At 68.1% G+C, this 21686-nt stretch carries 19 protein-coding genes; 17 read left to right on the forward strand and 2 right to left on the reverse strand.

Annotated features, from left to right (window positions below; genetic code table 11):
• Positions 1 to 24 precede the first annotated feature (24 nt).
• The 3 genes from AC07Y4_RS23290 to AC07Y4_RS23300 all read left to right on the forward strand — a co-directional run bounded on the left by AC07Y4_RS23290 (position 25) and on the right by AC07Y4_RS23300 (position 1118).
• On the forward strand, positions 25 to 399 hold the full coding sequence (locus tag AC07Y4_RS23290) for a rard protein (protein WP_487846879.1): 375 nt from the start codon (positions 25 to 27) through the stop codon (positions 397 to 399).
• An 11-nt stretch (positions 400 to 410) separates the two neighbouring features.
• On the forward strand, positions 411 to 860 hold the full coding sequence (locus AC07Y4_RS23295) for a DUF3592 domain-containing protein (RefSeq protein ID WP_487846878.1): 450 nt from the start codon (positions 411 to 413) through the stop codon (positions 858 to 860).
• Positions 861 to 959: 99 nt separating this feature from the next.
• A complete protein-coding gene (locus tag AC07Y4_RS23300; protein WP_070060790.1) occupies positions 960 to 1118 on the forward strand; it encodes a DUF3309 family protein in 159 nt (52 codons plus the stop codon).
• A gap of 46 nt (positions 1119 to 1164) precedes the next feature.
• Here AC07Y4_RS23300 and hrpA read toward each other — a convergent pair whose 3' ends face one another.
• Positions 1165 to 5130, reverse strand: a complete 3966-nt coding sequence (hrpA, locus tag AC07Y4_RS23305; protein WP_487847331.1) for an ATP-dependent RNA helicase HrpA — start codon at positions 5128 to 5130, stop codon at positions 1165 to 1167.
• A gap of 351 nt (positions 5131 to 5481) precedes the next feature.
• Here hrpA and AC07Y4_RS23310 point away from each other — a divergent pair, with 351 nt between their 5' ends.
• The 11 genes from AC07Y4_RS23310 (at position 5482) to AC07Y4_RS23360 (ending at position 18920) form a co-directional block, all read left to right on the forward strand.
• Entirely contained in the window at positions 5482 to 7503 is a 2022-nt protein-coding gene (locus AC07Y4_RS23310) for an AAA family ATPase (RefSeq protein WP_487846877.1), read from the forward strand.
• A 43-nt stretch (positions 7504 to 7546) separates the two neighbouring features.
• Positions 7547 to 8893 carry an amino-acid N-acetyltransferase gene (gene argA / locus AC07Y4_RS23315; protein WP_062470199.1) on the forward strand — a complete coding sequence of 449 codons (1347 nt, stop codon included), beginning with the start codon at positions 7547 to 7549 and terminating at the stop codon, positions 8891 to 8893.
• Positions 8894 to 8924: 31 nt separating this feature from the next.
• Entirely contained in the window at positions 8925 to 9572 is a 648-nt protein-coding gene (locus AC07Y4_RS23320; protein WP_487846876.1) for a LysE family translocator, read from the forward strand.
• A gap of 121 nt (positions 9573 to 9693) precedes the next feature.
• A complete protein-coding gene (locus AC07Y4_RS23325; RefSeq protein WP_487846875.1) occupies positions 9694 to 10689 on the forward strand; it encodes a DUF3829 domain-containing protein in 996 nt (331 codons plus the stop codon).
• Positions 10690 to 10747: 58 nt separating this feature from the next.
• A complete protein-coding gene (dapC, locus tag AC07Y4_RS23330) occupies positions 10748 to 11959 on the forward strand; it encodes a succinyldiaminopimelate transaminase (RefSeq protein WP_487846874.1) in 1212 nt (403 codons plus the stop codon).
• Between the two features lie 49 nt (positions 11960 to 12008).
• On the forward strand, positions 12009 to 12842 hold the full coding sequence (gene dapD / locus AC07Y4_RS23335) for a 2,3,4,5-tetrahydropyridine-2,6-dicarboxylate N-succinyltransferase (RefSeq protein WP_095745420.1): 834 nt from the start codon (positions 12009 to 12011) through the stop codon (positions 12840 to 12842).
• Between the two features lie 89 nt (positions 12843 to 12931).
• A complete protein-coding gene (locus AC07Y4_RS23340; protein ID WP_062470184.1) occupies positions 12932 to 14080 on the forward strand; it encodes a PilT/PilU family type 4a pilus ATPase in 1149 nt (382 codons plus the stop codon).
• Between the two features lie 25 nt (positions 14081 to 14105).
• The gene (gene dapE, locus AC07Y4_RS23345; RefSeq protein WP_487846873.1) at positions 14106 to 15293 is read left to right on the forward strand and encodes a succinyl-diaminopimelate desuccinylase; all 1188 of its coding nucleotides are present in this window, start codon (positions 14106 to 14108) and stop codon (positions 15291 to 15293) included.
• Positions 15290 to 16171 carry a 50S ribosomal protein L3 N(5)-glutamine methyltransferase gene (prmB, locus tag AC07Y4_RS23350; protein WP_487846872.1) on the forward strand — a complete coding sequence of 294 codons (882 nt, stop codon included), beginning with the start codon at positions 15290 to 15292 and terminating at the stop codon, positions 16169 to 16171. The genes dapE and prmB overlap by 4 nt, the downstream gene beginning before the upstream one ends.
• Before the next feature lie 141 nt (positions 16172 to 16312).
• The gene (locus tag AC07Y4_RS23355) at positions 16313 to 18316 is read left to right on the forward strand and encodes an ABC-F family ATP-binding cassette domain-containing protein (protein ID WP_095745423.1); all 2004 of its coding nucleotides are present in this window, start codon (positions 16313 to 16315) and stop codon (positions 18314 to 18316) included.
• A 91-nt stretch (positions 18317 to 18407) separates the two neighbouring features.
• Entirely contained in the window at positions 18408 to 18920 is a 513-nt protein-coding gene (locus AC07Y4_RS23360) for a hypothetical protein (protein ID WP_095745424.1), read from the forward strand.
• 16 nt (positions 18921 to 18936) lie between these two features.
• Here the strand turns inward: AC07Y4_RS23360 and AC07Y4_RS23365 are convergent, their stop codons facing one another.
• Complete coding sequence (locus AC07Y4_RS23365) at positions 18937 to 19167, reverse strand: helix-turn-helix domain-containing protein (RefSeq protein WP_062470169.1); 231 nt, start codon at positions 19165 to 19167, stop codon at positions 18937 to 18939.
• 70 nt (positions 19168 to 19237) lie between these two features.
• On the opposite strand from AC07Y4_RS23365, the gene AC07Y4_RS23370 reads away from it, so the two are divergent.
• The 3 genes from AC07Y4_RS23370 to AC07Y4_RS23380 all read left to right on the forward strand — a co-directional run bounded on the left by AC07Y4_RS23370 (position 19238) and on the right by AC07Y4_RS23380 (position 21603).
• Positions 19238 to 19963 (forward strand): helix-turn-helix domain-containing protein, encoded by a 726-nt coding sequence (locus tag AC07Y4_RS23370; protein WP_487846871.1) that lies wholly within the window; start codon positions 19238 to 19240, stop codon positions 19961 to 19963.
• A gap of 540 nt (positions 19964 to 20503) precedes the next feature.
• Positions 20504 to 20758, forward strand: a complete 255-nt coding sequence (locus tag AC07Y4_RS23375) for a hypothetical protein (protein ID WP_487846870.1) — start codon at positions 20504 to 20506, stop codon at positions 20756 to 20758.
• Positions 20759 to 20913: 155 nt separating this feature from the next.
• Positions 20914 to 21603: a DJ-1/PfpI family protein gene (locus tag AC07Y4_RS23380; protein WP_487846869.1), complete on the forward strand. Its 690-nt coding sequence runs from the start codon at positions 20914 to 20916 to the stop codon at positions 21601 to 21603.
• Positions 21604 to 21686: the final 83 nt, after the last annotated feature.

Below are 21686 nucleotides of genomic sequence, written 5' to 3' on the forward strand. Positions count from 1 at the left end.
GGCGGCCGCTATCCAGGCACCGCGATGACGATGAACCGGCCGCGCTGGATCCTGCTGGCCCTGGGCCTGTCGTTCCTCGTGGTGGGCATCGCCGACGCGTTCCTGCCGCCGCTGCGCGGCAAGGACTACACCGCGCTGGACGTGGCGCATGTGTTCCTCATCTCGGCGCTGTGCTACACGTGGTGCCGGGCCGACGGCCTCGCGCGCGGCGTGCCCGCGCCTGGTCGCTCGGCGCTGCTCGCAGGCATCTTTCCGCTGCTGGGCATTCCGGTCTATCTCTTTCGCACGCGCCCCTGGCGACGGGCCTTGCTGGCCACGCTGGGGGCCGCGGCCTTCCTGGTGTCGAGCCTGGTGCTGGCCGCCGTGGGCACCTTGTCGGCCGAGTGGATGCGCAGCTGAAAGCCGCCCGAATGAACCCCACCCGCCTCATCACGCGCATCTTCACGCTCGTCGGCGCGCTCATGCTCCTCGGCGGCTGGCTGCTCTACCAGAACACCACGAAGTTCATCGCATCGGCCAGCAAGGCGCAGGGCGAGGTGATCGCGCTGCAGTCCGCGGGAAGTTCGAGCCGCAGCAATTCGCCGACGTGGCGCCCGCTGGTGCGCTTCACGCTGCCGTCGGGCGCGATCGTCGAGTTCTCGCCGTCGAGCAGCAGCAACCCGCCGGCCTACGACAAGGGCGAAGTCGTGGGCGTGTTCTTCAACCCCGCGAACCCGCAGGACGCCCGCCTCGACGGCTTCTTCGACCTGTGGGGCGGCGCCGCCATCGTCGGCGGGCTGGGGGCCATCTTCCTGGCCGTGGGCGTGGCCATGCACTTCCTGCTGGCAGGCGCACCGGTAAAGCGCCGACGCCCACGGTAGGACAGCCCTGACCGCGTCAGGGGCGGCTCTCCGGCGCTCGCAGCGCCCCGGGACGATGAGCATGGAGGCTCGTGACAACAACGTCCCAGGAGAAAAAACATGTCCCTCTCGTTCATTCTGCTGATCGTCCTGATCCTGCTGCTGATCGGCGCGCTGCCGAGCTGGGGTTACAGCCGGTCCTGGGGCTACGGGCCCAGCGGCGGCCTCGGGCTCGTGGTGCTGATCCTGGTGATCCTCGTGCTCATGGGCCGCATATAGCGCCCGCGCCACCATGAAAAAAGCCCGCGTCGCCGCGGGCTTTTTTTTACGCCTGAAGCTGCGCCCAGGCCTTGTCGAGCCGCTTCACGCTCACCGGTTGCGGCGTGCGCAGCTCCTGCGCAAAGAAGCTCACGCGCAGCTCCTCGAGCAGCCAGCGGAATTCGAGCATGCGCTCGTCCACCACGCCCTTGCGCTCGGCCACGAGGCGCCAGTAGCGCTGCTCCTGGGGCTTCAGCTCGGCCAGCTTGGCCATGTCGCGCGCGGGGTCGGCGCGCAGCTTGTCCAGGCGCAGCACGATGGCCTTGAGGTAGCGCGCGAAGTGCTGCAGCTGCGTCCACGGCGCGTCGGCGATGAAGCGCTTGCCCACGAGCTTCTGCAGCTGCTGCGCCGCGTCCTGCACCGCGTCGGGCTGGATCTTCGTGTCCTTGATCTTGCGCGCCGCCGCCGCGTACTCCACGAGGATGACGCCCGCGAGCCGCGCCACCTCGTTGGCGATCAGCGTGAGCCGCCCGCGCCCTTCCTCGAGCCGCTTCTTGAAGGCGAACTCGTCGGTCGGCAGCGGCTCCTGCAGGAAGGCGCGGTCGATCGCCACGTCGATGATCTGCGTGCGCAGTTCTTCCGACGTGCCCAGCGGCATGTAGGCGACCGACATCTTCTGCAGGTCGGGGATGTTCTTCTCGAGGTACTTGAGCGCGTCCTTCAGCTGCAGCGCGAACAGGCGACGCAGGCCCGCGCGGTGCTTGGCGGCGGCCACGGCGGGCTCGTCGAACACCTCGATGGTCACGGCATCGCCCTCGTCGCGCAGCGCCGGGAAGCCGATGAGCGACTGCGAACCGCGCCGCACTTCCATCAGCTCGGGCAGCTCGCCGAAGGTCCAGCTCGTGTAGCGTTGGCCGGCGGGCAGCGTGGGTGCGGCCTTCTCGGGCGCGGCGCTCTTCGCCGGGGCCTGGCCCCCGTTCGCAGGCGCAGCCTTGGGCGCCGGCGACGCCTTCACGTTGAGCCCCGCGAGCGCCTGGAACGCACCGCGCGCCTGCGCGCCCAGCTCGGCCTTCAGCGCGCCGAGGTTGCGGCCCATGCCCAGCTGGCGGCCGTGCTCGTCGACGATGCGCAGGTTCATGAACAGGTGCGGCGCGAGCATGTCGAGCTTGAAGTCGGCGCGCTTCACGTCGATGCTCGTGAGGTCGCGCACGCGCTTGAGCAGCACGTCGGTGAGCGAGCCGGTGCCGAAGAGTTCGGGCGCCGACAGCTCCTCGGCCAGCTTGGTGGCCGACTCGGGCAGCGGCACCAGCCGCGAGCGCGGGCGCTGCGGCAGGCTCTTGAGCAGCGCCTGGATCTTGTCCTTGAGCATGCCGGTCACCAGCCACTCGCAGCGCTCTTCGTTCACCTGGTTGAGCACGAACAGCGGCACGCTGACCGTGAGGCCGTCCTTCGCATCGCCCGGTTCGTGCAGGTAGCTCGCGGCGCAGTCGACACCGCCCAGGCGCAGCGTGGGCGGGAACGACTGCGTGGTGATGCCGGCCGCCTGGTGGCGCATCAGCTCGTCGCGCGTGAGGAACAGCAGGCGCGGCTGGTCCTTCGAGGCGTGGCGGTACCAGTTCTCGAAGGTGATGCCGCTGGCCACGTCGGCCGGCAGCTGCGCGTCGTAGAAGGCGAAGATCAGTTCGTCGTCGACCAGCACGTCCTGGCGGCGCGCCTTGTGCTCCAGGCCTTCGACCTCGCGCACCAGCTTGCGGTTGGCCGTGAGGAAGGGGAACTTGCTTTCCCATTGCCCGCCGACCAGCGCTTCGCGGATGAAGATCTCGCGCGCCGACACCGGATCGACCTTGGTGAAATCGACGCGCCGCCCGCTGTAGACCACGAGGCCGTACAGCGTAGCGCGCTCCAGCGCCGAGACCTGCGCGCCCTTCTTTTCCCAGTGCGGATCGAGCAGCTGCTTCTTCAGCAGATGCCCCGCCACCTGTTCGAGCCACTGCGGCTCGATGTTGGCGATGCCGCGCCCGAACAGGCGCGTGGTCTCGACCAGTTCGGCCGCGACGATCCAGCGCCCCGGCTTCTTCTTCAGATGCGCGCCGGGGTGCTTGTAGAACTTGATGCCGCGCGCGCCGAGGTACGCCTCGTCGTCCTCGAGCTTCCAGCCGACGTTGCCCAGCAGGCCCGCGAGCATCGACAGGTGCAGCGGCTCGTAGCCGGCCGGCGTGGCGTTGATGCGCCACTTGTGCTCGGTGACCACCGTGAGCAGCTGCGAATGGATGTCGCGCCATTCGCGCACGCGGCGGATGTTGATGAAGTTCTGGCGCAGCAGCTGTTCGTACTGGCGGTTGCTCAGCTTGTGCGTGTCGCCGTGGCCGCCGCGCGCGTCGGCGATCCACTTCCACAGCCGCAGGTAGCCGCTGAATTCGCTCTTCTCGTCGTCGAACTTCGAATGCGCCTGGTCGGCCTGCTGTTGCGCGTCCATCGGGCGGTCGCGCACGTCCTGCACGCTGAGCGCCGAGGCGATGACGAGCACTTCCTCGAGCGCACCGCGCGTACGCGCTTCCAGGATCATGCGGCCCACGCGCGGATCGAGCGGCAGCTTCGCCAGCTCGGCGCCGGTGGCCGTGAGTTCGTTGGCGTCATCGACCGCACCCAGCTCATTCAGCAGCTGGTAGCCATCGGCAATCGCGCGCGGCGACGGCGCTTCGAGGAACGGAAAGCGCGCCACGTCGCCCAGTCGCAGCGACTTCATGCGCAGGATCACGCCCGCGAGCGACGAACGCAAAATTTCCGGATCGGTGAAGCGCGGGCGGCCCGCAAAGTCCTTCTCGTCGTACAGGCGGATGCAGATGCCGTTCGCCACGCGGCCGCATCGGCCCGCGCGCTGGTTGGCCGCGGCCTGGCTGATCGGCTCGACCAGCAACTGCTCGACCTTGCTGCGGAAGCTGTAGCGTTTCACGCGCGCCGTGCCGGTGTCGATCACGTAGCGAATGCCCGGCACGGTGAGCGAGGTCTCGGCCACGTTGGTGGCCAGCACGATGCGCCGGCCGTGGTGGCTTTCAAAGATGCGGTCCTGCTCGGGGCCCGACAGCCGCGCGAACAGCGGCAGCACCTCGGCATTGCGGAACAGCGGCTGGTGGCTGACGTGGCGGCGCAGGTGGTCGGCCGCCTCGCGGATTTCGCGTTCGCCGGGCAGGAAGATCAGGATGTCGCCGGCGTTGTGCGGATCGCGCCAGAGTTCGTCCACCGCGTCGGCAATGGCGTCGTTCAGGTCGTGCTCGCGCGACTCCTCGAACGGGCGGTAGCGCTGCTCGACCGGGAAGGTCCGGCCCGACACCATGATCGTCGGCGCAGGGCCCTTGGCCGAAGCGAAGTGCTGCGCGAAGCGGTCGGCATCGATCGTGGCCGAGGTGACGATCACCTTCAGGTCGGGCCGGCGCGGAAGAATCTCGCGCAGGTAGCCCAAGAGGAAGTCGATGTTCAGCGAGCGCTCGTGGGCCTCGTCGATGATGAGCGTGTCGTAGGCCTTGAGCAGCGGATCGGTCTGCGTCTCGGCCAGCAGGATGCCGTCGGTCATCAGCTTGACCGAGGCGTCGCGGCTCAGGCGGTCCTGGAAGCGCACCTTGAAGCCGACCACGTCGCCCAGCGGCGTCTTCAGCTCTTCGGCGATGCGCTTGGCGACCGAGCTGGCGGCAATGCGTCGCGGCTGCGTGTGGCCGATGAGGCGGCCCTTGCCGGGCTCGGCGTTGAGCTTGCCGCGCCCGAGCGCCAGCGCGATCTTCGGCAGCTGCGTGGTCTTGCCCGAGCCCGTTTCGCCGCAGACGATCACGACCTGGTGCGCCGCAATGGCGGCCATGATCTCCTCGCGCCGGCCGGAGACCGGGAGCGATTCGGGAAACTCGATGCGCAGGGGGGCGGGAGGTGTGAGGGTCGTCAAGGCAAGGCAGTCGTCGGTCGTGGCGCGCGGCGGCAGGCGGGCAAACCGCCAATTATCGCGGGGCCCCGGCGCTGTTGCATGGCATCCACAGCGAGGCGGCATGCAGCAGGTGGCGCAGAAAATTTCGTAAAGACTCTTTACTCTACCGCATGCCGCCGCTACGATCGCGGCCATGACCTCCTTCCTTGCCCCCCTTTCGATGCGCATCCGCTGCGCAAGCCGCGTCCTTGCACGCGGCGGGGTCAAGGCGACCCGCCCGGCCTGACGAAGCCCGCGCGCCGGCTTCAGCTTCCTTCGCGGAACTGAACGCCCACCGCTCGCGCTTCACTTCGGTCGAAGCGCGCCAGCCTGACCCGCACAGCGCCTGCACCACCGCCCTCCCCGCATCTCGCGTGGAGCAGCGGCCGCATTCCTGTTTCCGTGTCCCGAATCATTCGAAGAAAAAAGAACCTCATGTCGCATCCAGACATTTCCCGCGACCTGCACGCCACGCTGGCCGAGCGCACGCGCCACCTGCAGGCCATTGCCCATTCGCTGAAGGCCGAGCTGTTCGGCATCGACGAGATCATCGATCGCGTGATCGATTCGCTGCGCGCCTGGTACGTGCTGCCGCAGCTCATCAGCCGCCCGGTCGTCATCTGCCTGTGGGGCCTGACCGGCACCGGCAAGACGCAGCTCGTGCGGCGCCTGGCGCAGCACCTGGGCTTCTACGACCGCTTCATCGAAGTGCAGATGGACGGTTTCAGCCACGGCTCGGGCCACCGCACCGCCGGCTCCATCTCGGCCATGCTGGCCGAGTCGGGCATCGCCGAGGGCGCGCCCGGCATCCTCGTGCTCGACGAGTTCCAGCGCTTTCGCACCGTGGACGCCAGCGGCAAGGAAGCGCGCGTGGAGCGCTACCAGGACGTGTGGGCGCTGCTCTCGGACGGCCGCCTGCCGCCGTCGCTGTCGGTGCTCAGCGAGATCGAGTCGTCGCTGGCCTGGGCCGAGTACGACCAGGACCGCCGCACCGATGACGACGAAGAAGACGAAGAGGAAGACGCTGCCAAGGCCGGCAAGACCAAGCGCAAGCGCCGCCTGCAGCTCTCGCCCTGGGAAGCGCAGGAGTTCAAGCGCTGCCTGAAGCTGCGCGAGTCGCTGCTCGAAATCATGACCTGGAAGCCCGACGAGATCCAGGCGCGGCTGCGCGCCTTCCGCGCCTCGCAGGACAACTGGGAAACCGACTATTCCAAGCTGCTGGTCTTCGTCTCGGGCAACCTCGACGAGATGTACGCCGAGACCGCCAAGCGGGTGGAAGACTGCGACACCGACGCCGACATCTTCCACGCGCTGACGAAGAAGCTCTCGCTCATCGACGTGAAGAAGGCTCTGGCCGAACGCTTCAAGCCCGAGCAGGTCGCGCGGCTGGGCAACAACCACGTGATCTACCCGTCGTTCAGCCGCGCCACCTACGTGCGCCTGATCCTGTCGATCTGCGACCGCTACGTGAGCGAGATCCAGGAAAGCTCGGGCGTGCGCTTCGTGCTCGACGCGAGCGTGTACGAGCAGATCTACGCCAACGCCGTGTTCCCGGCGCAGGGCACGCGCCCGCTGTTCTCGTCGATCCACGCGATCCTGAGCGCGACGCTGGTCAATGCCGCGCTGTGGGCGCTCGAACAGGGCGCGCACGGCAGCGAGCCCGTGTGGCTGATGCTCGACCCCGGCGAGGTCACGCCCGGCGGCCCGCGCCTGGTCGCGCGCTTCCGGCTGGCGCGGCGCGAGTTCCCGGTGGCGCTGGAGCTGAACCGGCTCAAGCAGCGCGCCAACGCCGACTTCCGTGCGCTGCTCGCGGTGCACGAGGCCGGCCACGGCCTGGTGTACGCCCTGCTCTTCGGCCGCGCGCCACAGGAGATCCGCATCAACGTGGCCTCGTTCGAGGGCGGCTACAACAGCTACGTGAAGCGCAAGGCCTGGTCCAAGCGCAACCTGCTGGACAGCGTCTGCGTGAGCCTGGCGGGCCGCGCGGCCGAGCGGCTGGTGTTCGGCGAATCGGGCTGCACCACCGGCGCCGAGCGCGACCTGATGCAGGCCACCGCCACGGCAGCGCGCCATGTGCGCCATCTGGGCTTCGGCACGCGCTGGAGCCGCACCGACGTGACGACCGATTCGAACGACAACCTCAACACCGACGTGGCCGCCACCAACCGCGAGATCGAGGCCATCCTGGCGCGCGAACACACCCGCGCGCTCGGCCTGCTCGAAGCGCACGCGACCGCCTTCATGGCGGTGGTCGATGCGCTGATGGCGCACGGTTCGATCGCACCGGACGAGCTCGCCGGACTGCTCGGCCTGCCGCTGGCACCAGCCGCCCCGGCGGGTGCGGCCGAGGCGGCGGTCGAGCCGCTGGACGCCTACGCCGACCAGCTCGAGGCCTTCAAGGCCCGCGGCACGCCCGCCGCGGCCGGGGCCGGCCGGCTGCTGCGCGCCCTGGCATGACGCGCTGCACCAAAACCTTGCCAAGAATGCACAATCACGCCCCATGTCCACCGTCTTCAATTTCACCTTCGTGCCCTGGTTCCGCTCGGTCGCGCCCTACATCCACACGCACCGCGGCAAGACCTTCGTGGTCGCGCTCGCGGGTGAGGCCATCGCGGCGGGCAAGCTGCAGAACATCGCGCAGGACCTGGCCCTGATCCAGAGCATGGGCGTCAAGATCGTGCTGGTGCACGGCTTCCGCCCGCAGGTCAACGAGCAGCTGGCGGCCAAGGGCCACGAGGCGAAGTACTCGCACGGCATCCGCATCACCGACGCCGTGGCGCTCGACTCGGCGCAGGAGGCCGCGGGCCAGCTGCGCTACGAGATCGAAGCCGCCTTCAGCCAGGGCCTGCCCAACACGCCCATGGCCGGCTCGACGGTGCGCGTGATCTCGGGCAACTTCATCACCGCGCGCCCCGTGGGCGTGGTCGACGGGGTGGACTTCAAGCATTCGGGCCTGGTGCGCAAGGTGGACGCGGCCGGCATCCGCCGCACGCTCGACTTCGGCGCGATGGTGCTCATGTCGCCCTTCGGCTTCTCGCCGACCGGCGAGGCCTTCAACCTGACGATGGAAGAAGTGGCGACCAGCGTGGCCATCTCGATCCAGGCCGACAAGCTGATCTTCCTGACCGAAGTGCCGGGCATCCGCGTGGACAGCGAACTGCCCGAGAGCGAAGACAACCCGATCGACACCGAGCTGCCGCTGGCCGCCGCCGAGAAGCTGCTGGCCTCGCTGCCGCCCGCGCAGAAGCCGACCGACACCGCCTTCTACCTGCAGCACTGCGTGAAGGCCTGCAAGGGTGGCGTGGAGCGCAACCACATCCTGCCGTTTGCGCTCGACGGTTCGCTGCTGCTCGAGATCTACGTGCACGACGGCGTGGGCACCATGGTCATCGACGAGAAGCTCGAGAGCCTGCGCGAAGCCACGGTGGACGACATCGGCGGCATCCTGCAGCTCATCGAACCCTTCGAGCGCGACGGCACGCTGGTCAAGCGCGACCGCACCGAGATCGAGCGCGACGTGGGCCACTACACGGTCATCGAGCACGACGGCGTGATCTTCGGCTGCGCGGCGCTGTACCCGTACCCCGAGGCGAAAACCGCCGAGATGGCCGCGCTCACGGTGTCGCCGCAGTCGCAGTCGCAGGGCGACGGCGAACGCATCCTCAAGCGCATCGAGCACCGCGCCAAGGCCATGGGCCTGGAAAGCATCTTCGTGCTCACCACGGTCACGATGCACTGGTTCCTCAAGCGCGGCTTCCAGCAGGTCAACCCCGACTGGCTGCCCGAGGCGCGCAAGCGCAAGTACAACTGGGACCGCAAGAGCCAGGTGCTGGTCAAGAAGATCTGAAGAAGAAACCCATCCGAAGAAAGACGCCCCGATGACGCTCGCCACCGCCCTGCTGTTCGCCATCGTGGCCTTCGCGGCCATCGCCACGCCCGGCCCCACGGTGCTGCTGGCCCTGAGCAACGGTTCGCGCCACGGCGTGCGGCGGGCGCTGCCGGGCATGCTCGGCGCGGTGCTGTCCGACTTCGTGCTGGTCGGCGCCGTGGCGCTCGGACTGGGCGCGTTGCTGGCGGCTTCGGAGTTCTGGTTCTCGATGCTGAAGTGGGTGGGCGCGGTCTACCTGGCCTGGCTCGGGCTGCGCATGCTGCGCTCCCAGGGCGGCTTCCAGCTGCCGAGCGCGGACGCCGCGGCCACCCTCACGGCGGTCGAAAGCCGGCGCATCTTCTTCAAGTCGTTCCTCGTGGCGGTGACCAACCCCAAGGGCTACATCTTCTGTTCGGCGCTGCTGCCGCAGTTCATCGACCCGACCGCCGCGCAGGCGCCGCAGTACCTGATCATTGCGCTGATCTTCGCGGGGCTGGACATGGCGGTGATGCTGGCCTACGCCTTCGTCGGCGCCCGCGCGATCCGGCTGCTCACGGTGTCGGCCACGCGCTGGATCGACCGCGCCTGCGGCGGCATGCTGCTGGCGCTGGCGGGCTCGCTCGCCTTCTACCGGCGCAGCGCGGCCACAGCCGTCTGACCCATCCCGCCCCCTCGACCGCTGTCCTCAGGCAGCGGCGCTCCTCCCCACGATGTTTTTCCGGCAAGCCGCCATCCCGCGGCCTGCCCGTGCTGTTTTTTTCAATGGAGGGAATGAAAGAATGAAGAACTACCAAGCCCTGCTGGGTGCCACCCTCGTCGCTGTGTCGGCGCTCGTCGCGGGCTGCGGCGACAAGACGGACAAGACGGCCCCGCCCGCTTCCGCCGAAGCCAAGCCCGCCGCCCAGGCCGGCAACGACCAGCAGCAGCTCGTCGAGAAGTACAACCTCTACGTCGACGTCTCGAACAACCTGCGCACCTCGTTCCAGGAAGCCCGCGAAAGCTACGTGACCGGCCAGGTGCCGCTGCTGCAGGCCAAGGCGCCGCTCACCAGCCTGCGCATCCAGAACGACATCCTGGTCGACCGCTCGGCGAAGAAGCTCGATGCCGCCACCGCCATCGCCGCGCCGCTGCCCGAGATCGACGAATCGGCCAAGGCCTTCTCGGCCGCGCTCAAGGTGCTGTCGCCCCTGAGCCGCGAGCTGAACGACTACGCCAATTCCAAGGGTTACCTCGCCGACAACGGCGACAAGGCCCGCCAGATGAGCGCCGACTACCTGGCCGCGCTCACCACCGTCGCGCAGGCCGAAGCGGCCTTCGACAAGGGCCTGAGCGCCCGCGACCGGGCGCTCACCAAGGAAGCCTTCGAGAAGGCGCCCAAGGACACCGCCGCCTACTACCGCGCCGGCCTGATCTACCACGGCAAGCTCAACCACGCCGACGCCATGGCACTGTTCGCCGCGCCCAACGACCCGCAGGCGCTGGCCGCCTTCGAAGCCTCGCTGGCGCTGGTGGCCGACTCGGCCGCAGGCTGGAGCAAGAAGACCGCCGAGCTGCCGACCCAGAACGGCAAGAGCTGCAGCGGTGGCATGCTGCAGATCAACGAGTTCATCGGCCAGTCGCGCTCGGTGATCAAGGACGCCAAAGACGGCGTGTTCAAGCGCAAGGAAACCGGTGCGATGGCCCGCATGGGCCGCTCGGCCATCGTCGACGCGGCCAACCGCTACAACCAGAACTTCGCCAACATGATCGGCCAGTTCAACCGCCCGCTTTGCTGAGCGGGCCAAGGGGCGCGGGGCGTGCGGGCCGCCCGGCCCGTCGCCGATAATCCGGGGCATGAATCCCTTGCTTGCCAAATTGCAGCCGTACCCGTTCGAGCGGCTGAAGCAACTGTTCGCGGGCGTCACGCCCGCCCCCGAATTCGCCCCCATCAGCCTGGGCATCGGCGAGCCCAAGCACGCCACGCCGGCCTTCATCAAGGACGCCCTGAGCGCCGGCCTCGGCGCCCTTGCCGCCTACCCGGCCACCGCCGGCGAGCTGAAACTGCGCACCGCCTTCACCCATTGGCTGCATCGCCGCTACAGCCTGACGCTCGACCCGGCCACCCAGGTGCTGCCGGTCAACGGCTCGCGCGAGGCGCTGTTCTCGCTCGCCCAGACCGTGGTCGACGCCAGCGCCCAGCCGAAGCCGGTGGTGATGTCGCCCAACCCGTTCTATCAAATCTACGAGGGGGCGGCGCTGCTCTCGGGCGCCGAGCCGTACTACGTGCCCAGCGTGCCCGCGCGCAACTTCGCCGTCGACTGGGACAGCGTGCCCGACGAGGTCTGGGCCCGCACCCAGCTCGTGTTCGTCTGCTCGCCGGGCAATCCCACGGGCGCGGTGATGTCTCTGGACGAGTGGAAGAAGCTCTTCGCGCTGTCCGACCGCCACGGCTTCGTGATCGCCGCCGACGAGTGCTACAGCGAGATCTACTTCCGCGACGAGCCCCCGCTGAGCGGCCTGGAAGCCTCGATGAAGCTAGGCCGCCCCGACTTCAAGAACCTGATCGCGCTCACTTCGCTGTCGAAGCGCAGCAACGTGCCCGGCCTGCGCAGCGGCTTCGTGGCCGGCGACGCGGCCCTCATCAAGGGCTTTCTGCTCTACCGCACCTACCACGGCAGCGCCATGAGCGGCGCCGTGGCCGCCGCCAGCATCGCGGCCTGGGGCGACGAGTCGCACGTGGTCGACAACCGCGCCCAGTACCGCGCCAAGTTCGCCGCCGTCACGCCGCTGCTCGAACCCGTGCTCGACGTGCGCCTGCCCGACGCCAGCTTCTACCTCTGGGCCGGCGTGCCCGAAGTGTGGGCTGGCGACGACGAAGCCTTCGCCCGCGCGCTCTACGCTCAATACAATGTCACGGTTCTGCCGGGGAGCTATCTGGCGCGCGACACCGACCACAGCGCCAACCCGGGCCGCGGTCGCATCCGCATGGCGCTGGTGGCCGAAACGGCCGAGTGCGTCGAGGCCGCCCAGCGCATCGTCCGGTTCGTCAAAGACGGCCGCCGCTGACCCCCTGTCGCCCCGCTTCCCTGCCCCTTTTTCACCCGAGACTCTCTCCATGACACAGCAACTGCAACAAATCATCGACGCCGCGTGGGAAGACCGCGCCAACATCTCGATCACCGCCGCCCCCGCCGAAGTACGCGACGCCGTCGAGCACGTGATCACCGAGCTGAACAACGGCAAGCTGCGCGTGGCCACCCGACAGGGCGTGGGCCAGTGGACCGTGCACCAGTGGATCAAGAAGGCCGTGCTGCTGTCGTTCCGCCTGAAGGACAACGAGCAGATCCAGGCCGGCTCGCTGGGCTTCTACGACAAGGTGCCCACCAAGTTCTCGCACCTGTCGGCCGCCGAGCTGAAGGAATCGGGCGTGCGCATCGTGCCGCCGGCCGTGGCCCGCCGCGGCAGCTTCATCGCCAAGGGCGCGATCCTGATGCCCTCGTACGTGAACATCGGCGCCTACGTGGGTGAAGGCTCCATGGTCGACACCTGGGCCACCGTGGGTTCGTGCGCGCAGGTCGGTGCCAACGTGCACCTGTCGGGCGGCGTGGGCCTGGGCGGCGTGCTCGAGCCGCTGCAAGCCAACCCGACCATCATCGAAGACAACTGCTTCATCGGCGCGCGCTCCGAAGTCGTCGAAGGCGTGATCGTCGAAGAAAACTCGGTGCTGGGCATGGGCGTGTACCTGGGCCAGAGCACCCCGATCTTCAACCGCGACACCGGCGAGATCTCGTACGGCCGCGTGCCCGCCGGCAGCGTGGTCATCAGCGGCAGCCTGCCCAAGAAGACCAAGTCGGGCCAGGACTACAGCACCTACGCTGCAGTCATCGTGAAGACGGTCGACGCGCAGACGCGTTCGAAGACCAGCCTGAACGACCTGCTGCGCGACTGAAAACGCACCCACCACCGGCCGCCTGCTTCAACGCGCGCGGCCGGTTCGCTTCTTCCCTGAGAAAAAAACAGCACCGAGGAGAGAGACCGATGAACATGATGGAACGGATTCTTCGTTTGATGGCCGAGCGCAAGGCCTCCGACATCTACCTCTCGGCCCACTCCCCGGTGATGATCCGCATCAACGGCAACTGCCTGCCCATCAATGCGCAGGTACTGCCGCCGACCGCGCCGCTGGCGCTGCTGTCGGAAGTGGTGCCCGAAGCCCGCATCCAGGAACTGGAAAACACGGGCGAACTCAACATGGCCGTCGCCCTCGAAGGCGCCGGCAACTACCGCATCAGCGCCATGCGCCAGCGCGGCAGCTACGCGGTGGTGGTGCGGCACATCGCCTCGGTCATCCCCAGCTTCGACGACCTGAACCTGCCCGACATCCTGAAGTCGCTCATCATGGAAAAGCGCGGGCTGATCCTGATGGTGGGCGCCACCGGCGCAGGCAAGACGACCACGCTGGCCTCGATGCTCGACTACCGCAACGAGCACGCCAGCGGCCACATCCTCACGGTCGAAGAGCCGATCGAGTTCACCTACACCAACAAGAAATCGCTGGTGAACCAGCGCGACGTGGGCAGCGACACCACCTCGCTGCAGGTGGCCCTGAAGAACGCGCTGCGCCAGGCGCCCGACGTGATCCAGATCGGCGAAATCCGCGACCGCGACACCATGACGGCCGCCATCGCCTACGCGCAGTCGGGCCACCTGTGCGTGGCCACGCTGCACGCCAACAACAGCTACCGCGCGCTGAACCGCATCCTGAGCTTCTTCCCGGTCGAGGTGCGCCCCACCCTGCTGGGCGACCTGGGCTCGGCGCTGCGCGCCGTGGTGTCGCAGCGCCTGCTGCGCACGCCGGCCGGCGGGCGCGTGCCCGCGCTCGAAGTGATGCTGAACACCGCGCTGGTTGCCGACCTGATCGAAAAGGGCGACTTCTCCGGCGTCAAGGAGGCCATGGAGCAGTCGATGGCCGAAGGCTCGCAGACCTTCGAGGAAGACATCGCCCGCCTCATCACCGAGGAGCGCGTGACCCGCGAAGAAGGCCTGGCCAACGCCGACTCGCCCACCAACCTGATGTGGCGCCTGCAGAACCGCGACGCGCCCAAGAAGCAGGCCGAGGATCGCGACCTGACCGACCAGCTCGACGAACCCACCTTCACCGACATCACGCTCGACGTGAAGTTCTGACCGCCCCTTAATCCCCGCTCCCTCGATGTCCCGTACGCTCCAGCTCGCCGAACAACTGATCTCGCGCCCTTCCGTCACCCCCGACGACGCGGGTTGCCAACAGATCCTGGGCGAACGCCTCGCCGCGCTGGGCTTCACGCTGGAAACCATCGAGAGCGGCCCGGCCGATTTCCGGGTCACCAACCTCTGGGCCGTGCGCCGCCCCACGAACGGCAGGCCGACGAAGACGCTGGTCTTCGCCGGCCACACCGACGTGGTGCCCACCGGCCCGCTCGACCAGTGGAGCAGCCACCCGTTCACGCCCACGCACCGCGACGGCAAGCTCTACGGCCGCGGCGCCTGCGACATGAAGACCTCGGTCGCGGCCTTCGTGACCTCCATCGAAGAATTCCTGCAGGGCGAGCCCGACCCGGCGCTCACGCTGGCGCTGCTGCTGACCAGCGACGAGGAAGGCCCGGGCGTCGACGGCACCGTGATCGTCTGCAACGCGCTGGCCGCACGCGGTGAAACCATCGACTACTGCATCGTCGGCGAGCCCACCTCGGTCGCGCGCTGCGGCGACATGATCAAGAACGGCCGCCGCGGCACCATGAGCGGCAAGCTCACGGTGAACGGCGTGCAGGGCCACATCGCCTACCCGCACCTGGCGAAGAACCCGGTGCACGCGGTGGCGCCCGCGCTGGCCGAGCTCGTGGCGATCAACGCCGCCGGTGGCTGGGACGCGCAGAGCAACCCCTACTTCCAGCCCACCAGCTGGCAGATCAGCAATTTCCACGCGGGCACCGGCGCGAGCAACGTGATTCCGGGCAGCGCGGTGATCGACTTCAACTTCCGCTTCTCGACCGAATCGACGCCCGAATCGCTGCAGCAGCGCGTGCACGCCGTGCTCGACGCACACGGCGTCGACTGCACGCTGGCCTGGACCGTCGGCGGCCTGCCCTTCCTGACCACGCCCGGCGAACTCGTCACGGCGGTGCAGGCGGCGATCCGCGAAGAAACCGGTCTGGACACCGAGCTGTCGACCAGTGGCGGCACCAGCGACGCGCGCTTCATCGCCAAGATCTGCAAGCAGGTGGTCGAGTGCGGCCCGGTGAACGCCAGCATCCACAAGATCGACGAGCACATCGACGTCGCCGAGATCGAGACGCTGAAGAACATCTACCTGCGCACGCTGCGCGGGCTCGACGCGGCGCTTGCGCAAGGCGCCCGATGAGCACCGTCATCGAACTCATCGAAGCCGGCGCCAAGCGGCTCGAAGACGCCGGCGTGGCCTTCGGCCATGGCACCGCCAACGCCTTCGACGAAGCCGCCTGGCTCGTGCTGTGGCGCCTGAAGCAGCCGCTGGACGACATCGACGCCGTGGCCGACACCCCCGTGTCGCCGGCCGACGCCGCCAAGGTGGCCACCCTCATCGACGAGCGCATTGCCACGCGCAAGCCCGCCGCCTACCTCACGAAGGAAGCGTGGCTGCAGGGCGTGCCCTTCTACGTGGACGAGCGCGCCATCGTGCCGCGCAGCTTCATTGCCGAGCTCATCGCCGACGGCAGCATCGACTACTGGCTGGGCGAACACACGCAACGCGTGCTCGACCTGTGCACCGGCAACGGCAGCCTCGCAGTGCTCGCGGCGCTCACCTACCCGGACGTGACGGTCGATGCGGCCGACCTGTCGGTGCAAGCGCTCGAAGTGGCCGCCATCAACGTCACGCGCCACGCGCTCGACGCCCGCGTCAAGTTGATCGAATCGGACGGCCTGAAGAACGTGCCCGGTACGTACGACCTCGTGCTGTGCAACCCGCCCTACGTGAACAGCGCCAGCATGGCTGCGCTGCCCGCCGAATACCGCGCCGAGCCCGAACTGGCGCTGGCCGGCGGCACCGACGGCATGGATTTCGTGCGCCAGCTGTTCACCGACGCGCCCGCCCGCATGAGCGAGCAGGCCGTGCTGGTATTGGAAATCGGCAACGAGCGCGATTACTTCGAGGCGGCGTTTCCGCAGCTCGAGGTGGTCTGGCTCGAAACCTCGGCCGGCGAAGACCAGGTGTTGCTGGTCACCCGGACGGCGCTGCTGGCCGGCGCCGGCGTGCGTTAGCGACGCCCGCCGCCCCCGCTTCACCGCCTTGCACGCAGCCTCCGGGCTGCGCCCCCTTTCATCGGGCGATGTCCGCCTTTGCCCCTTCGCGCCGGGTCGCCGAAGGCCGGGCGGGATAATCGCCCCTACGGTTCCTCACTCATGATCACTCTCAAAAACGTCATTCTTCGCCGCAGCGCCAAGAAACTGCTGGACGGCGCCACCGTCAATCTCAACCCCGGCGAAAAGGTCGGCCTGGTGGGACGCAACGGCGCCGGCAAGTCGTCGCTGTTCGCGCTGTTCAACGGCACGCTGCACGAAGACGGCGGCGACTTCTACATTCCCAAGCAGTGGCGCATGGCCCAGGTGGCGCAGGACATGCCCGAGACCGAGGAGTCGGCCACCGACTTCGTGGTCGGCGGCGACACCCGCCTGACCGAGCTGCGCGCCACGCTGGCCGCCATCGAGGCCGCCTACGCCGAGAACCCCGACGACGCCGACATCGGCATGGAGCTGGCCCACGCCTACACCGACCTGGCCGATGCCGGCGAGCACGACGCCGTGCCGCGCGCGCAGGCGCTGGTGCTGGGCCTGGGCTTCAAGTCGCACGAGCTCGACGAGCCCGTCAACAGCTTCTCGGGCGGCTGGCGCATGCGCCTGCAGCTGGCCCGCGCGCTGATGTGCCCGAGCGACCTGCTGCTGCTCGACGAACCGACCAACCACCTGGACTTGGACGCCCTGGTCTGGCTCGAAGCCTGGCTGCAGAAGTACGCCGGCACCATGATCGTCATCAGCCACGACCGCGAGTTTCTCGACGCCGTGACCGACGTCACCCTGCACATCGCCAACGCCCAGCTTACGCGCTACGGCGGCAACTACAGCAAGTTCGAGGACATGCGCGCGCTGCAGATGGAGCAGCAGCAAGTGGCCTTCAGCAAGCAGCAGGACAAGATCGCCCACCTGCAGAAGTTCATCGACCGCTTTAAGGCCAAGGCCAGCAAGGCCAAGCAGGCGCAAAGCCGTGTCAAGGCGCTGGAGCGCATGGAAAAAGTGGCGCCGCTGCTGGCCGAGGCCGACTTCACCTTCGAGTTCAAGGAGCCGGGCAACATCCCGAACCCGATGCTCTCGATCGACAACGCCAGCTTCGGCTACGAGGTTGAAGGCGAGGCGCCCAAGACCATCCTGCGCGGCGTGAGCCGCTCGGTGCTGGCGGGCCAGCGCATCGGCATCCTGGGCGCCAACGGCCAGGGCAAGTCGACGCTGGTGAAGACCATCGCGCGCGAAATGGGCGCGCTGGCCGGCCAGGTCACCGAAGGCAAGGGCCTGAACATCGGCTACTTCGCGCAGCAGGAACTCGACGTGCTGCGCCCGCAGGACAACCCGTTGGAGCACATGGTGCGCATGGCGCGCGAGCTGGGCAGCAATGCCAAGGAAGCCACCGGCGAGCAGGCCCTGCGCGGCTTCCTGGGCAGCTTCAACTTCAGCGGCGACATGGTCAAGCAGCCCGTGGGCACCATGAGCGGCGGCGAAAAGGCCCGCCTCGTGCTCGCGATGATGGTCTGGCAGCGCCCCAACCTGCTGCTGCTGGACGAGCCCACCAACCACCTGGACCTGGCCACCCGCGAGGCCCTGGCTGTGGCGCTCAACGAGTTCGAAGGCACGCTGATGCTGGTGAGCCACGACCGTGCGCTACTGCGTTCGGTGTGCGACGAGTTCTGGCTCGTGGGCCGCGGTGTCGTTGCCGACTTCGACGGCGACCTGGACGACTACCAGCGCTACCTGCTCGACGAATCCAAGCGCCTGCGCGAAGAGGCCAAGGTGGCCGTGCGCGAAGCAGACGCCGTGGCGGCGGCTGCTGCGGCCGCCGCAGCTGCAGCGCCAGTGAAGAGCAGCAACACCCCCGAGCAGCGCAAGCAGGACGCCCAGGAGCGCCAGCAGCGCAGCGAGCAGGCCAAGCCGCTGAAGAAGGAGATCGCCAAGATCGACGAGCGCATGGCCGCGGCAAGCACCGAGCGCAGCACGCTCGAAGCCCGACTGGCCGAACCGCTGCCGCCCGCCGAGATCGCCGATGCCGGCAAGCGGCTGAAGGCGCTCAACGACGAGATCGCGCAGCTCGAAGAGCGCTGGCTGGCGCTGTCCGACCAGCTCGAAGCGCTGGCGGCCTAAGCCCCCTGCCCGCGCGCGGCTGGCAACCCGCCGGCTGGTGCGGGCCGGGTAGCATGGCACGCTCAGGGAACCCGCCAAGGAGCCACGCTGCATGCCTTCTTCGATCGAACTCGCCCGGGGCGATGAAAAACTCATCGCGGCCATCCACCGCAGCCGACGCCTGATCGGCCGCAAGGCCCTCATGGCCGCCGCCGCCAGCGCCATTCCGCTGCCCGGCGTCGACTGGATGGCCGACGCGGCGCTGCTGTCGCGCCTGGTGCCGCAGATCAGCGCCGAGTTCGGCCTCTCGGTCACCCAGGTCGAAAAGCTCGCACCGCACCAGCGCGAGCGCATCCAGAAGGCCGCGACCACGCTCGGCGCTCTGCTCGTGGGCCGGCTCGTCACGCGCGAGCTGCTCATGAAGCTCGCCCGCCACGCCGGCATCCGCCTCACCGCCAAGCAGGCCACCAAGTACGTGCCCATCGCCGGGCAGGTGGTGTCGGCCGCGCTCGGCTATGCCGCGCTGCGCGCGCTGGGCGAACAGCACATCAAGGACTGCGTGCGCGTGAGCACCACGCTGGCCCTGACGCCGCCCGAGCCCGCCGAACGGCTCAAGCCGGCCTGATCCAGCCACTTCCGGCTCAGTCGCCGGCTGGCGGCGGCCCGTAGTGCGGGGCCGGCCGCAGCGCCTCTTCCTTCATGCGCTGCTCGTAGGCGGCCAGCAGCGCGACGTAGTGGCGCGACATCACGTCGCTCACCCGCCCCAGCCCGATCTTGCTGACCGTGGGCTGCGGAATGCCCGTGCGTTCCTGGATCTGCTTTTGCGTCAATCCGAGCGCTCGCAGCGCCTGCACCAATTCGCGTGGCTTCATATCGATCCTCCCTTTTTTTCCTATTTTAGAGTCCAATACGAATATTCATCTGCGCTTGAATCTCCACCCCATGGAGACTATTGCTTCACGTGCCCTGGCCGCACGCAAATTCGCCAAGATGACGCAGAAGCAGGCCGAGGCCGCTTCGGGCGTCAAGCAGTCGAGCATCTCGAAGATCGAGCGTGGCGACACCAGCCGGTCGATGAGCGTGCTCGCCCTGGCACGCGCCTACCGCGCCGACCCCAACTGGCTCGACACCGGCGACGGCCCCGCCCCGTGGGACGAAGTGCAGATCCGCCTGGCACGCGACAACGCCCACGAACCGCCCGGCCCCTACCGCGTCACCCGCATCGCGCCCGTCGGCCCGGCCTTTGCGCCGCAGACGCCCGGCACCGTGCCGCTGATCTCGTGGGAGCAGGCCGGCGAATGGCGCGGCGCCGAATCGCCACCCCGGCCGACGCTGGCCGAACGCTGGATTCCCTGCATCGCGCACCACAGCGCCGGCACCTACGCGCTGCGCGTGCGCGGCGACAGCATGACCTCGCCGCACGGGCACCTGAAGAGCTACCCGGCCGGATCGATCGTCTTCGTCGACCCGCAGCACACCACGCCCGACGACGGCGAGCGCGTGGTCGCCAAGCTCGACGACGACATCCGTGGCGAAGTCACCTTCAAGGTCTACAAGGCAGACGCGGGCCGCCGCTGGCTGCTGCCGCTGAACCCCGCGCACGAGGCCGTGCGTGTGCCCTTCACCGTGCTGGGCACCGTGATCGGCAAGTGGGAAGACGAAGACTGAAGGCCCAAAGGGCCTCTTTTCGCGAGGTCAGGTTGCGTACAGATTCGCCGGGCACAGTGAGGTTTCTCCCGGTGGCTTGCACCTCTGATCCTCCCTCCTCCAGCAAGTCACCTTCCAGCCCGCCCTCGTGCGGGCTGTTTTTTTGCCTGCACCGCTGCGCGCCGGGCAGAGGCTTTTGATGGGGTCGATTCTTTCTGGTATATAATTCGCGGTTGCCCGAAATGATCGGGCATTTGCCTGGCCAGGCAAGCTGAATCTCATACCAGCGCGTCGAAGTCATAGCGACGAGAAAAACAACAATGACTTCCGCAAACGAATCTTTGCCGTAGCGTGGACCGCGTAAGAGTTCACGACCACATTCCGACAAAAGCCCTCCTCGCGAGGGCTTTTTCATTTCTGCGCGCTGGCGCCCCCAAGGCGTCCGCCTTCCGTCAACCCCTCTTTTTTCCTACATGGTGTAACGGAATGCGACCTACGCAGTACCACGCGGGCCCAAGAGACGATTCGTTCACTGTCAGCACAGGGAACAAAGGGAATCACATGAGCCTCAGGGACATCCGCGAACGCTACGGCGTCAGCTTCGAAAGAGGAGCCCGCGTCATCTGCGGCGGCCGACTCGGCACCGTCGCCGGCGCGAGCAATTCGCACATCCGCATCAAGTTCGACGGGCGCCAGATCAGCAGCCCGTGCGATCCGCTGGAGGTCCAGCCGTGCCATGAGGGCGCCACGGGCTCCACCGGCCTCGCGGACCTCACGCCGCAAGCCAGCGCGCAGGACTGGCACGCCCCTGCCTGAGGCCAATACCCGGCCCAAAGCGCGCGCGCTGAGCAGCGCGCGCCCACTGGGCCTTGGCTGTTTTTGACGCAGGGTTGGCATCGCGGCCCCGGGGTGCACGTGCCATGATTTTGGCCAGTCCCCTCGGGCCCCCTCCTCTTCGTCAAAGGCCAACGATGCGCATCCTCGCCCTGCTCTTTCCCCGCTTCACCGCCATCGACCTGATCGGCCCGGCCAATTGCTGGGGGTTGATTCCCGGCGTGCAGTTCCAGTTTGCCGCCGCGCAGGCGGGCGCACTGCCCATGGACTTCGGCGGACCGCACGCGGACATCGTGGCCACGCACGACTTCAAGACATGCTGGCAGGACCCCGATGTGCTGCTCGTGCCGGGCGGCGGCAGGCCCGCATTCAAGGCACTCGACAACGACGCCTACCTCGACGCAGTCGCGCACATCGGCGCCCGGGCGGGCTGGGTGACCAGCGTCTGCAACGGCTCGCTGCTGCTGGGCGCGGCCGGGTTGCTCAAGGGCTACAAGGCGGCCTGCTACTGGTACTCGCGCGACTACCTCGAACTGTTCGACGCCCAGCCGGTGAACGAGCGCATCGTCATCGACCGCAACCGCGCCACGGGCGGCGGCATGACGGCCGGCGTGGACTTCGGCCTGCACATGATCGGCCAGTGGGCTGGTGCACCCAACGGCGCGCTGACGGAGCTGTTGATGGAATACGCACCCCAACCGCCCTTCGGTTCGGGCCGGCCCGAGATCGCTTCGCAGGAGACGCTGGCGACGGCACGCGGCATCCTGCAAGGAGAAATGCCCAACGACCTCGTGGCGCAGGCGGCTCGCCGGCGCGGCTTTGCCTAGGGCCTGTTCTCCCTATTTCTGGCGTCGCGTTGGCTGGCAAAGGGGCTGGCTGCAAGGCGCCCGTGCGCAGCAAGGCTGAAGCC

The organism is Variovorax sp. GW460-12-1-14-LB1 (assembly GCF_059423605.1).

What these genes read in the sequence shown, in the direction of transcription:
- AC07Y4_RS23290 (WP_487846879.1), top strand. Translation starts at nt 25, where the DNA reads ATGACGATGAACCGGCCGCGCTGGATCCTGCTGGCCCTGGGCCTGTCG.
- AC07Y4_RS23295 (WP_487846878.1), top strand. Translation starts at nt 411, where the DNA reads ATGAACCCCACCCGCCTCATCACGCGCATCTTCACGCTCGTCGGCGCG.
- AC07Y4_RS23300 (WP_070060790.1), top strand. Translation starts at nt 960, where the DNA reads ATGTCCCTCTCGTTCATTCTGCTGATCGTCCTGATCCTGCTGCTGATC.
- hrpA (WP_487847331.1), bottom strand. Translation starts at nt 5,130, where the DNA reads ATGCCGCCTCGCTGTGGATGCCATGCAACAGCGCCGGGGCCCCGCGAT.
- AC07Y4_RS23310 (WP_487846877.1), top strand. Translation starts at nt 5,482, where the DNA reads ATGTCGCATCCAGACATTTCCCGCGACCTGCACGCCACGCTGGCCGAG.
- argA (WP_062470199.1), top strand. Translation starts at nt 7,547, where the DNA reads ATGTCCACCGTCTTCAATTTCACCTTCGTGCCCTGGTTCCGCTCGGTC.
- AC07Y4_RS23320 (WP_487846876.1), top strand. Translation starts at nt 8,925, where the DNA reads ATGACGCTCGCCACCGCCCTGCTGTTCGCCATCGTGGCCTTCGCGGCC.
- AC07Y4_RS23325 (WP_487846875.1), top strand. Translation starts at nt 9,694, where the DNA reads ATGAAGAACTACCAAGCCCTGCTGGGTGCCACCCTCGTCGCTGTGTCG.
- dapC (WP_487846874.1), top strand. Translation starts at nt 10,748, where the DNA reads ATGAATCCCTTGCTTGCCAAATTGCAGCCGTACCCGTTCGAGCGGCTG.
- dapD (WP_095745420.1), top strand. Translation starts at nt 12,009, where the DNA reads ATGACACAGCAACTGCAACAAATCATCGACGCCGCGTGGGAAGACCGC.
- AC07Y4_RS23340 (WP_062470184.1), top strand. Translation starts at nt 12,932, where the DNA reads ATGAACATGATGGAACGGATTCTTCGTTTGATGGCCGAGCGCAAGGCC.
- dapE (WP_487846873.1), top strand. Translation starts at nt 14,106, where the DNA reads ATGTCCCGTACGCTCCAGCTCGCCGAACAACTGATCTCGCGCCCTTCC.
- prmB (WP_487846872.1), top strand. Translation starts at nt 15,290, where the DNA reads ATGAGCACCGTCATCGAACTCATCGAAGCCGGCGCCAAGCGGCTCGAA.
- AC07Y4_RS23355 (WP_095745423.1), top strand. Translation starts at nt 16,313, where the DNA reads ATGATCACTCTCAAAAACGTCATTCTTCGCCGCAGCGCCAAGAAACTG.
- AC07Y4_RS23360 (WP_095745424.1), top strand. Translation starts at nt 18,408, where the DNA reads ATGCCTTCTTCGATCGAACTCGCCCGGGGCGATGAAAAACTCATCGCG.
- AC07Y4_RS23365 (WP_062470169.1), bottom strand. Translation starts at nt 19,167, where the DNA reads ATGAAGCCACGCGAATTGGTGCAGGCGCTGCGAGCGCTCGGATTGACG.
- AC07Y4_RS23370 (WP_487846871.1), top strand. Translation starts at nt 19,238, where the DNA reads ATGGAGACTATTGCTTCACGTGCCCTGGCCGCACGCAAATTCGCCAAG.
- AC07Y4_RS23375 (WP_487846870.1), top strand. Translation starts at nt 20,504, where the DNA reads ATGAGCCTCAGGGACATCCGCGAACGCTACGGCGTCAGCTTCGAAAGA.
- AC07Y4_RS23380 (WP_487846869.1), top strand. Translation starts at nt 20,914, where the DNA reads ATGCGCATCCTCGCCCTGCTCTTTCCCCGCTTCACCGCCATCGACCTG.